Here is an 11,741-nt window from a genome sequence, read left to right on the forward strand (position 1 = left end):
AGCATTGCTCACGCCTGATGCTTCCATATTGCTCTTGTCGTACACGAACCGCGCGGTGGATGAGATTTGCAGCAAACTCGTGGAGGAAAAGCTCGACTTCATCCGTATAGGTAACGAACTGTCCTGCCCGGAGATTTATCGCCCTTATCTCCTTTCTTCCGCCGTGAGCGAATGCTCCCGACTGGCGCAGGTGAAGGAGCGCATCATGAGTGGGCGTATCTTTGTAGGCACTACCACCGCGCTCAACACGAGTATGTCCCTCTTCCGCCTAAAGAGCTTTGATTTGGCCATTGTCGACGAGGCTTCACAGATTCTCGAGCCTCATCTGATGGGGCTTCTCTCGGCTGTGAAAGACAACGCCCCCGCCATACGGAAATTTGTATTCATAGGCGATCATAAGCAGTTGCCGGCTGTGGTGCAACAGCATTCGGATGAATCGCGCGTGCAAGAAGCTGCTCTCAACGACATCCTACTGACCGACTGCCGCCTCTCGCTCTTCGAACGACTTCTCAAACGCTATCGTGAACGTCCCGAGGTGGTCTTTATGCTGAAACGTCAAGGCCGAATGCACCACGATATTGCCGATTTCCCCAACCGTGCTTTCTACGCTGGACAATTAACTGAAGTGCCTTTAGAGCATCAGCAACAACCGCTACCTGAAGCTGCGCCACACACCGATTTCTTCAAAAACATTCTTACCACGCAGCGTCTGGCATTTATTGCTGCACCTCAACCGCCAAAGTCGCCTTCCGACAAAGTAAATCAAACAGAAGCCGATTTGATTGCGGAAGCGGTGGTCAAAATCTATGAGCTGACGGGTAGCAACTTCGATGTGGCACACACCGTAGGCATCATAGTGCCCTACCGCAACCAGATTGCCACCATCCGGAATACCCTCGACCGTTACGGCATCCCTGCATTGCACGACATCACTATCGACACCGTGGAACGCTACCAAGGAAGTCAGCGCGACTATATCCTCTACGGTTTCACCATCCAGCAATACTACCAACTTAACTTCCTCACCGACACCGTGTTTGAGGAGGATGGCGCACTGATTGATCGAAAACTGAACGTAGCCATGACGCGTGCTCGAGAACACCTCCTGCTCTTCGGCAACCCCGACTTGCTATCCGCCGTCCCCACTTTCAAAGAACTGCTGGAATACACACAAGCGCGTGGCGCATATTTCAAGCCTTCGGCAGATCTGAGCGATTATAAAAATATATACTCCATATAATTTGCTTCTTTAGGAAACACTCGGTATTTTTGCAAAAATAACCGACCTAATATATGTTAATAGAAGGCGAAGAAAAGAAGATAGTCCATATTCTTGGAAACGATATTGAAAAGGCCAAACCTGGTACGCTTTTCTTTAATAATAGCTTCCCTGAATATAACGATGAATATGTGGGCAAAGTCTTGTCGGATTTTGTCCGCCAGGGAATACTACACAGATTATCTCGTGGCATATATCTAAAAGCGAAAGAAACTAAATTTGGCATTATTTATCCTACCACTGAGGATATTGCTATAGCAATTGCAGAAAGAGATAATGCAGAAATTCTCCCTACTGGCAGCACAGCTCTAAATATGTTGGGATTGTCGGAGCAAGTTACAATGACTCCTGTTTTTCTCACCAGTGGATCTGCAAGAAAAATCAAATGTGGCAATAGAACTATAACTTTCAAAAGAGGAGTTCCCAAAAACTTTGCACTAAAAGGAAAGATGACACGTCTCTTAGTACAAGCGATGAAAGCCATTGGCGAACGAAACTATAATGAAGAGTGGGAAAGAGCAATCAATGTGATATTGAATAAATACCCTGAGAAAGCCACCATGCCTGATGATCTAAAAGTCATGCCTACATGGATAAAAAAGAATATAATAAAAACCCTAAGCAAGAACACTCATGAGCCACTGGCAAAACCATAGCATTGATGAGCAAATAGCAATGATACAATCTGTCGCCCAGGAACAGAATATTGAGGATAATGCAGTGGAGAAAGACTGGTGGGTGACGGTCATTCTCAAAGCCTTGTTCAATACTTCGTGTGGGAGATGGCTTCTTTTCAAAGGTGGAACCTCTTTGAGTAAAGGGTGGAATCTTATTAACCGGTTCAGTGAAGACATTGACATTTCTATTGATAGAACTTTCTTTGAGGATGTTCTTAATCTACCATTTGCAACGTGCAAGAACAACAATCAAGTAAAGAAATTAAGAAAAGCTTCACTGGATTATATTCATGGAACACTATCTGCAGAGCTTGATACTGAGCTTCACAAAATGGGAATTAAGGGATTTTCTATAGAAAATGAAACAACCATAGGAAATCCTCCAAAACCCATTGATCATGATAGTGACCCTACAGTAATCTTTGTTAATTACAAAAGCATTCTACCATCCAGCATGAGACTCATTGATGCAAGAGTTAAAATAGAACTTAGTTGTCTCTCTTTGTCTGAGCCTCATGAACAATGTAAAATAAAATCTCTCATCTTCGATAAATTTCCAGAAGAGGATGACGAAATAATCTCATCAATCAAAACCGTAGCACCATCAAGAACATTTTTGGAAAAAGCACTACTTCTCAGTGAGGAACTTCAAAAGGAAGAACCAAGATCCTTACGTATGTCCCGACATCTCTATGATTTAGATAGGTTGATGGATACAGAATTTGCTCAGAAGTCATTGAACGATGGAGAGCTTTACAAGGCCATAGTAGAACATCGTCGCCGTTTCTATCATTTGGGATATGTCGACTATGACAAAGATTATCCCACAAGTATTGATTTTATTCCCAAAAACGAAGTACTGAAAGCCTATCGATTGGATTATGAAACAAACATGGTGGACGGCTATATTTACGGAGAAGCAAAGTCTTTCGAAGACCTAATGAAAAGGATGGATGAATTACTCCAGAAATTCAGACAGGTTATCATTCATTAGTGAAAAACTTATTAACTTTGCTGCTGCAAAATGCATTTTAGGGGTGCCCAGACCGTTTGGTCGGCTGAGAATATACCCTTACGAACTGAACCGGACAATTCCGGCGTAGTCAAAAATCAAAAAAACCTCTATGATTAAGACTTACTTATTGGGCGGTGTCATGCTGATGGCCGTCCCCTCTCTCGAAGCGCAAACCGCTTCTGACTCTACGCGCTATTATCTCGAAGCTGCACAAGTCGTGGGCACTCGCGCATCGAGCAGAACACCTATGGCGTTCACCAACCTCTCCAAGAAAGCGCTCAGTGGTATCAATTTCGGACAAGACATTCCGTTCTTACTGAGCTTAACTCCCAGCGTAACAATGAGCAGCGATGCCGGAACGGGCATTGGCTATACTTACCTGCGCATTCGTGGTACTGACCCCACGCGCATCAATGTGACAGCCAACGGCATTCCTTTGAACGATGCTGAATCTAATAATCTCTATTGGGTGAATATGGGCGATTTCGCCTCAACGCTCGGCTCTATCCAGGTGCAACGCGGCGTGGGTACATCCACTAACGGTTCGGGAGCTTTCGGTGCTTCGGTAAATATGCAAACAGAAGCCGTTAATGATAATCCTTTCTTACAGGTGGACGGCTCTGCCGGCTCTTTCGGTACGCACAAAGAGAGCGTGCTCTTCGGCACAGGAATGCTGCGTGAGCATTGGGCTTTTAACGGTCGACTTTCCAATATCGGCTCTGACGGTTATATCCGCCGCGCGTCCTCTCGCCTTAATTCTTACTTCTTCCAAGGAGGCTATTTTGCGGATAGAACCGTGGTGAAATTCATCACCTTCAACGGCACGGAGCGCACGGGCCACGCCTGGGACTACGCCACAAAGAGCCAGATGGAAAGTTTGGGGAGGAGATACAACCCCTGCGGGAAATACAAAGATGCGGATGGCAAGACGGCTTTCTACAAAAATCAGGTGGACAACTATCACCAGCAGCACTACCAGCTCATCTGGAACCAGGATCTGACGGAAATGCTCAACCTCAATCTGGCCCTACACTACACACACGGTAGTGGCTACTATGAACAATACAAAACGAACCGCAAACTGGTGGAATATGGGCTGCAACCTTTTATGCAGGACTTGGTGGACAAGAACGGGGTGGTAACACCTACGCTCATGAAGAAGCAAGACCTCATTCGCCGCAAATACTCCTCGGCCGACTTCTACGGAACGGTTTTCTCCCTCAACTACGAGAACAAGAACGGATTGGAAGCCACTTTAGGCGGAGGCTGGAACAAATATGATGGTTTGCACTATGGGCATGTGCTCTGGGTTCGCAACTATCTCGGTGCACTCAATCCGGAACAGCCTTACTATAAAAATTACGCCCACAAGCAGGATATGAACATTTATGGGCGTGTGAACTACAACTTCTGGCGTGGCCTCTCCGCGTATGCCGATTTGCAGTATCGTTATGTTGACTACAAAATGTATGGACCCAGCGATCAGCACAATGGTTCAGCTTTTGTGCCCTACAATGTGCGTGCAAACTTCAGCTTCTTCAATCCAAAAGCTGGTATGCTCTGGCAGGTCAATCCTCACCATGCTGTCTACGCTTCCTATGCTATGGCGCACAAAGAACCTACACGCAACGACTACGAACAGGCCATTTGGAGCAAATACACACCAAAGAGCGAACGACTCAACGATTTCGAACTGGGCTACCGCTTCCAGAGCCGTAACTTCAGTGCAGCTGCCAATCTCTACTATATGCTCTACAAGGACCAGTTTGTGCTGACGGGCGAACAAGACCAAAACGGTGAGAAAGTGGCGCGTAATGTGGGCAACAGCTACCGCCGCGGATTGGAACTGCAAGCTGCTTGGACACCGACGAGCTTCCTGCGCTGGGATGCCAACTTAACGTGGAGCCACAACCGCATTAAGGACTACAAGGTGGTGCTTGACGACACGGGCGAAACATTCAATTTAGGGAACACGCCCATTAGTTTCTCACCTAATCTCATCTTCAACAACACGTTCTCGGCCAACTGGGCAGGATTCCGCGCCAGCTTGCAGAGCCAGTTTGTGGGAGAGCAGTACATGACAAATACTGGCTTCAGAACCTTTGATGCGGGCAACAAAGATGGCGACTTAACCATCGACAAATACTTCGTTTCGAACTTTGATTTAACTTATACTTTCTCAAAGATTCGCTTTGCCAAATCGCTCGCCCTCGGCCTAACGGTGTACAACATTTTCAACGAGAAATATGAGAGCAATGGTTCGGCCAGCACGCAAGTGAAGAGCAACGGCCAAGGCGGAGCTATGGCCTATCAGGATGCAAAATGGAACAGCTATAGCGCGTATAGCGCGCAAGCTCCAGCCAACTTCCTCGTGCATTTGAGTATCAGATTTTAAGCAATAAAACTTTTACGGCTCTCTCCATGCGCAGGAGAGAGCCGTAAACTTACATATATGGATATATTCTTACTTCTCGACATTGTCGGCACGTGTATCGGTCTGATCTATTTGTGGCTCGAATACAACGCCAAGCGGTCGTTATGGATTGTGAGCATGATTATGCCCGCCATCGACATTTTTCTGTACTACGAAAAAGGCTTGTATGCCGATTTCGGAATGGCGATCTATTATTTGCTGATAGCCATCTACGGATGGATCGTTTGGAACTTTGGACAAACAAAGCAGCAATCGGCCGTGAACCACAAAAAGGCATACCGCCCCATCGTCAAGACTCCCACATGGCAAATACCGCTCCTCACACTCGCCTTTGTGGGGATTTGGGCACTGCTTTATTTCGTTCTCACAAAGACCAACTCTACCGTCCCCGTTCTCGACAGTATGGCCAACGCGCTCTCCATCGTTGCCATGTGGATGCTGGCACGCAAATACTTGGAACAGTGGCTCGTGTGGTTCGTGGTAGATGCCATTCTCTGCGGTCTGTATATCTACAAAGGCGTTCCCTTTCATGGCATACTCTATGGCTTCTACACCATCGTAGCTATATTAGGCTATCAAAAGTGGCAAAGGATGCTGAAACTTTGAAGCCTCTCATGAAACTCCGCCAAAAGCGCAGAAAGCGATGTGCTTACCTCTTTCTCTTTACTCCTTGCTTGTAGTAGGATCTTCTAACAAAGGTTTTACGCTTGCTTCTTCAGAATCTTTGCAAACAGATAGACGAAGAAGATAGAAGCGGTGAAGAGACCGACGGGGAGGCCAAGGAATACGCCTTGTATGCCCCAATCAAACCAGAAGCCCATAACATAGCCTGCTGGAAGGCCAATGAGCAGGTAGCTCACACCTGCCACTCCCATCATGGCCATTACGTTTCCTGTGCCGCGAAGGGCGTTGGCGTAGCAAATCTGCATGGCGTCGCCCAACTGATAAACCATGAGTGGGACGAGGAGGCTCATAGCCGCCACGGTCACCTTGGCATCGGGTGTAAAGAAATGGACGAGCGGTTCGGTGAAAAAGAAAAACACAAAATTTGCTACCACAACAAGTCCCAACAAAATGTTGCGCCCTGCTCGAGCCGCCATGCGCAACTGGGGCCAGTCGCCAGTGCCATGGAACGTGGCAATGCGGATGGACATGCCTGCTGCAAAACTGTAGTAGAAAAGGAAGCCGAGTGTGCTGATGGTGATGATAACCTGATAAGCTGCAAGAGGGATTTCGCCGAGCCAACCGGCCATGAAAGCACTACCTGTGAATGCAAAAGTCTCCATTCCCATCTGCAACGATACAGGCAGCGAAATGGCGTTGATACTCTTGAGTTCCTTGAAGAGTATGCGCTGAGCGCGGTAGCCTTTCCGATAAATAGCATAGCGCTTGGTGTACATAATTACTCCCGCCAGAGCCACGGCCATGTATATACGAGAAATCAGCGTTGATGCACCCGCACCAAGAAGTCCCCATTCTGGGAATGGGCCCACGCCAAAGATGAGCAACCAATTGCCGAGAATATTCAGAAGGTTACCACTCACCAGAATCCACATTCCTGCTTTCGTGTCCGTCGTACCGTCAGTGAATTGGCGCAACGTGTTGAAAATAATCACGAAGAGCATCGAAAAGAGAATGATAAGGTAGTAAGGGCGAATGAGCGGTAGCAACTCAGTTGGTTGCCCCATGCGATCGAGGAAGAAATAAAGAACTCCCATGATGCCCACCAACAAACCGCCATAGATACAGTTTGCCACAAGGGCGTTCTTCAGCGTAGCACCCGCTTCTTGCAGTTTCTGCTGTCCGTAGAGTGAACTGATGAGCGGTGTGAGGCCGTAAGAATAGCCCATGATGAGGAAAGTGATGAGATTGAAAAAGCTATTGACGAATGAAGCTGCAGCCAATGATGGAGTGTTGTAGTGTCCCACCATCATAGTGTCTGCAAAACTAAGAATGATAACGCCAATTTGGCCAACGGCTATAGGAATGCCGAGTTTGAGAGTTTGAATGTAATGAGATTTCAAAAGAATAAAATTAAATTAGTGCTTCAGATAAGTTTTTACAATCGTTTCACGCAGCAGAGACATTATTTCCGTTATTGCCGCAAGAAGCCCAAGACTCTCGCCTTGGGCTTTCTATATAAATAAGATTCGATCGTTATCGAGAGGTTGCAACACTGAAGTTGCGCACAGTGCTTCCGTTGAAACCGATGCTAAAGATGGCTTCTTGTGATTTTAGTTTGCGCGGAGCGGTGATAATAGCGCGATACCGTACACCACCCCCTGGTTCTATGTTCATAATAGTGGCTGGAGCCGAGATGCGCACTCGCTTATTGTTGCAAGTTATTTGTGGCGTGATGTTGTAGAGCATCTTATCCGTCTGGTTATAGATTTCCATCACCAAAGTGCCCGTTTCGCCAGCATTCAAGGTTTGGTTGTTGTTGGCATCATAGAACTGAATATTTCTCACCTCCACGCCATTATTCATCTTGGAGCGATTTTCGGAAGGATATACGTCTGCATCATAATGGTTGTCATCGCGCTTGGAATAAGAGCCATCGTCACTACGGCGAGAATCTTTAGGTGCAGTGGCTGCTGCCCCAGCAGCACCGCCACCAATGATACCTACCACCGTGCCTATATCGGCACCGCGAGGACCTCCCAGGATACCACCGATAGCAGAACCCAGCATACCGCCCAGACTGGCGCCGTTCATTGCACCTCCAAACTGGCTCGAAGCGCAGCTACTCAGCATCAAAACAGATGCTAAGGTAAGAACAAGAAACTTCTTCATACTGATGTTACTTTACAATGATAACCAAGTATTTAGTTACGCTCCAGAAGCGGTCGGGGTCGGTGATACGCAGCGTATACTGCTTATTAGCATCGCGATCCAGGCGATAAGTTCCGGCGGGGTGATTGGTCAAGATTTTCGCACTCTTAGAGTAGAGCGGAATCACTTTCTTCACGCGGTAGTCAACTTTGGCAAAGTAGTCGCGGTTGAAATCATTAGATTTCAGCACATCGCCGTCCTGCAAAATCTTCTGAGCTTTGAGCTCCTTTTTCGTACCAAATACGTAGTAGACAGTGTGCGCCACCTTGTCTTGTTCAGCAATCTGATTAGCCTGTGCCTCATTGTCTTGCGAGAGGCTGCTGACGTTTTGGTTCAGCGTGCTGATTTGCTTATCCTGCTCTTGAATCTTGATGTTCTTAGCGTTGAGTTCTGCACGAAGTTCATCGAGCTGTGTCTGCTTCTCTTGGAGTTGTTTCTGGAAGTCGGCCACCATTTGCTCCAAGGTGCTTTTCATCTTTGCATTGCTGGATTTGCTGGTGCGCAATTGTTCTTGCAAGTTCTTGATGAGCTCGCGGTTGAGATTCATTTTCTTCTGAATCAGAGCCATATTGCTGAGAATGGCTTGACGGTCGGAACTCTCGCCCTTAGCACTCTGCGTGGTAATGATATCCTCGGCTTCATTGATAGCCGTGAATCCATCGCGAATTTGCTCAACAGTACCCATCAAATCATTGGTTTCATTCTGAGCTTGCGCTAAAGCATTCTCGAGCGAGTCGATACGTTGCGCCGAAGTGTCCACTTGAGCGTCTTCTTTCTGCTTCTTCGTGTCACAGCTCCACAACATAACGGTGAGAGCAGCCAAAAGGCATATAGCAATCTTTTTCATATTTTCCGTTTTCTTTATGGGAGCAAAACTCCCGCGTTAATAATTATGAGACGAAGCCCGAGCGTTTTTGTTACGCTTCGTCGTCCTTCTCTTTTCTCTTTGAACGCTTTGGAGCGTTGTAGCCTTCAACGATGATGACAAACTCTCCGCGCGGTTCTGTTTCCTCGAAATGTGCCAGGACCTCCGCCAGAGAGCCTCGCACACTTTCTTCGTGGATTTTTGAAATCTCTCTGCAAGCGGAACAACGACGTTCGGCACCGAAAGTTTCAACAAACTGTCCCAGGGTCTTTACCACGCGGTAGGGCGATTCATAGAATATCATGGTGCGCGGCTCTTCTGCCAATTCCTTCAAGCGCGTTTGTCGCCCTTTCTTCTGCGGCAAAAATCCCTCAAAGGTGAATCGCTCACACGGAAGTCCGGAAGCTACAAGAGCTGGAACAAAGGCCGTTGGACCAGGCAAGCATTGCACGGTTGCTCCTTTCTCCACACAGGCTCTGACGAGCATGAACCCAGGATCGGAAATACCTGGTGTACCTGCATCCGTCACCAATGCCATATTTTCACCTGCGGCGATGCGCGCCGCAAAGGCCTCAGCAGTTTGGTGTTCGTTGAACTTGTGATGGGCACAGAGTCGGGTGTGTATGTCAAAATGTTTGAGCAACATTCCGCTGGTGCGAGTGTCTTCTGCCAACACGAGGTCCACCTCCTTGAGGAGCCGCAGAGCGCGCAGCGTGATGTCTTCTAAATTTCCAACCGGAGTCGGGATGAGATACAACATTCTTATTGTGCTTAACTTCTGTAGTATTCTGTTTATTAGAACCCTCAGAACATTTTACCACGCAAATGTATAGAAAATGACTTAATTTGACAAACAAAATAAATGGTCTTTGCGCTTTTTGAGATAAATTCTCTAATTTTGGCACAAACAACAGAGATATTTTGGAATTGTTGACAAGAATTGTTGACAAACATATTTCATTTCAGACTATGTATAAAGAGATAAATTTCGATCGTTTCGTACGCGGATTACTTGTTGTGGTAGGCATCCTTGCTATCTATTTTATTCTCAGTTATCTGAGTGCGGTGCTCATTCCTTTCTTTGTGGCATGGGTCTTTGCTTATATGCTCTATCCCATTGTCATTTTTTTCGAAAAGAAATGTCACCTCAAGAGTCGCATTCTCTGCATCTTCCTCACACTTCTTCTTGTGGGAGGCGTTGTCACAGCTATCGGCCTCATCATTGTGCCGCCGTTTGTGGATGAAGTGAGCAACTTCAAAGAGATTGCGATACAATATATCACCAACGAGAGTCGCCATGCTGATTCGTTACCCAACACGATACAGCATTTTGTGCGGCAGCACGCAGAGGAGCTCCAATTAGAGAATCTCCTCAAGCAGAAAGACATCCAATCGGCCATAAAAAATGTGCTACCCAAGGCGTGGGATTTTCTTTGGTCTACGGCAAGTGTAGTGATTAGCATATTGTCCTCACTTATCGGCATTCTCTATTTCTTCTTCCTCTTGCTCGACTACGAGAAATATGCCAATGGATGGATCAATTTCATACCCAAAGGTAAGCGTATCATTGCGGCGCAAATAGTGGGCGATATCGAACACGGCATGAATGGCTACTTCCGCGGTCAAGCTCTTGTGGCGTTGTCAAATTGCGTTATGTTTTCGATAGGCTTCGTAATTATAGGCTTCCCCATGCCTATCGCCTTGGGTTGCTTCATCGGGCTGATTAGCTTTGTGCCCTACCTACAAGTGGTGGGGATTGTGCCTGCCTTGATTTTGGCACTCCTACGCAGTGCCGACACAGGGCAGAATTTCTGGTTGCTTATCGGTGGAGTAGCTTTGGTTTACATCGTAGTTCAAGTGCTGCAAGACACGATCGTTACCCCTCATGTCATGGGAAAGATAATGGGACTCTCCCCCGCCATCATTCTTCTCTCGCTCACCGTGTGGGGATACATGCTCGGCATCATAGGTCTTATCATCGCTTTGCCCCTCACAACACTGGCCATCTCCTACTATCATCGCTACATTATAGGAGATATAGAAAAGCCCTCCGATGAAACTGAAGAAATAATAGCTGAAAACTCGCTTTCCACAGACGCAGAGAGCAAATAAGAGTTTTTTTCAGTTCAAAACACAAAAAAATGCAGAAAAGTTTGGTTGTATCAAAAACATGCCTTACTTTTGCACTCGCTTAACGGCACTTAGGTCGATCCGCTAGCTCAGCTGGTAGAGCACAACACTTTTAATGTTGGGGTCTTGGGTTCGAACCCCAAGCGGATCACTTAGAGGACTTCTCAAAAGGAAGTCCTCTTTTTTATTAACACAGCCACTTGCTTTCTAGATCGTACTTTCATAAGAAAGCATACTAAATTAAAATCTAATAACCCCAATTCGGTCTAAGAAACGCTCTTTCATGAGTTTTTTAAACCGAATTGGGATTGGTAGGTGTGCGTACTTGTCCCTCCCAACTTCGCCTTGTTGAGCTTCGTCAGTCCTTGCGGGCTGGTGGCGTTGGTGATGCCGAGGCTGTTGTCTACCGCATCATAACGGTACTTGTTCTGCATCAGCTTGCTGTAGAGAAAGCTGTACCAGTATGGCTGCCTAAACAACCCGTTATTCCAAAATAATATTTCTTCCAT

Annotated in this window: 11 protein-coding genes, 1 tRNA gene and 1 riboswitch; of the genes, 8 read left to right on the forward strand and 4 right to left on the reverse strand. The window is 46.7% G+C overall.

Annotation, left to right across the window (positions count from 1 at the left end):
- From ABLA33_RS09245 to pnuC, 5 genes are all read left to right on the forward strand, one after another.
- On the forward strand, window positions 1–1,240 hold a 1,240-nt coding region (locus ABLA33_RS09245), incomplete at its 5' end, for an AAA domain-containing protein (protein WP_347720081.1).
- Window positions 1,241–1,293: 53 nt separating this feature from the next.
- Window positions 1,294–1,935: a DUF6088 family protein gene (locus ABLA33_RS09250; protein WP_347720082.1), complete on the forward strand. Its 642-nt coding sequence runs from the start codon at window positions 1,294–1,296 to the stop codon at window positions 1,933–1,935.
- Window positions 1,913–2,950: a nucleotidyl transferase AbiEii/AbiGii toxin family protein gene (locus ABLA33_RS09255; protein ID WP_347720083.1), complete on the forward strand. Its 1,038-nt coding sequence runs from the start codon at window positions 1,913–1,915 to the stop codon at window positions 2,948–2,950. The genes ABLA33_RS09250 and ABLA33_RS09255 overlap by 23 nt, the downstream gene beginning before the upstream one ends.
- A gap of 29 nt (window positions 2,951–2,979) precedes the next feature.
- A riboswitch (TPP riboswitch) is annotated at window positions 2,980–3,079 on the forward strand.
- 1 nt (window position 3,080) lies between these two features.
- A complete protein-coding gene (locus tag ABLA33_RS09260; RefSeq protein WP_347720084.1) occupies window positions 3,081–5,366 on the forward strand; it encodes a TonB-dependent receptor in 2,286 nt (761 codons plus the stop codon).
- Between the two features lie 57 nt (window positions 5,367–5,423).
- Complete coding sequence (pnuC, locus tag ABLA33_RS09265; RefSeq protein ID WP_347720085.1) at window positions 5,424–6,011, forward strand: nicotinamide riboside transporter PnuC; 588 nt, start codon at window positions 5,424–5,426, stop codon at window positions 6,009–6,011.
- Window positions 6,012–6,106: 95 nt separating this feature from the next.
- Here pnuC and ABLA33_RS09270 read toward each other — a convergent pair whose 3' ends face one another.
- From ABLA33_RS09270 to rsmI, 4 genes are all read right to left on the reverse strand, one after another.
- Window positions 6,107–7,429 carry an MATE family efflux transporter gene (locus ABLA33_RS09270; protein WP_311490158.1) on the reverse strand — a complete coding sequence of 441 codons (1,323 nt, stop codon included), beginning with the start codon at window positions 7,427–7,429 and terminating at the stop codon, window positions 6,107–6,109.
- Between the two features lie 133 nt (window positions 7,430–7,562).
- Complete coding sequence (locus tag ABLA33_RS09275; RefSeq protein WP_347720086.1) at window positions 7,563–8,198, reverse strand: hypothetical protein; 636 nt, start codon at window positions 8,196–8,198, stop codon at window positions 7,563–7,565.
- A 7-nt stretch (window positions 8,199–8,205) separates the two neighbouring features.
- A complete protein-coding gene (locus ABLA33_RS09280) occupies window positions 8,206–9,084 on the reverse strand; it encodes a hypothetical protein (protein ID WP_311490156.1) in 879 nt (292 codons plus the stop codon).
- Between the two features lie 70 nt (window positions 9,085–9,154).
- Window positions 9,155–9,862 carry a 16S rRNA (cytidine(1402)-2'-O)-methyltransferase gene (gene rsmI / locus ABLA33_RS09285; RefSeq protein WP_347720087.1) on the reverse strand — a complete coding sequence of 236 codons (708 nt, stop codon included), beginning with the start codon at window positions 9,860–9,862 and terminating at the stop codon, window positions 9,155–9,157.
- Window positions 9,863–10,071: 209 nt separating this feature from the next.
- Here rsmI and ABLA33_RS09290 point away from each other — a divergent pair, with 209 nt between their 5' ends.
- The 3 genes from ABLA33_RS09290 to ABLA33_RS09300 all read left to right on the forward strand — a co-directional run bounded on the left by ABLA33_RS09290 (window position 10,072) and on the right by ABLA33_RS09300 (window position 11,729).
- Entirely contained in the window at window positions 10,072–11,214 is a 1,143-nt protein-coding gene (locus ABLA33_RS09290; protein ID WP_347720088.1) for an AI-2E family transporter, read from the forward strand.
- Window positions 11,215–11,310: 96 nt separating this feature from the next.
- Window positions 11,311–11,383 (forward strand) — tRNA-Lys (locus ABLA33_RS09295).
- A gap of 151 nt (window positions 11,384–11,534) precedes the next feature.
- Window positions 11,535–11,729, forward strand: a complete 195-nt coding sequence (locus ABLA33_RS09300) for a hypothetical protein (RefSeq protein WP_347720089.1) — start codon at window positions 11,535–11,537, stop codon at window positions 11,727–11,729.
- The last annotated feature ends 12 nt before the right edge of the window (window positions 11,730–11,741 follow it).

Origin of the sequence: uncultured Alloprevotella sp., from assembly GCF_963536905.1 — a bacterium.
Taxonomy (GTDB): Bacteria; Bacteroidota; Bacteroidia; order Bacteroidales; family Bacteroidaceae; genus Alloprevotella.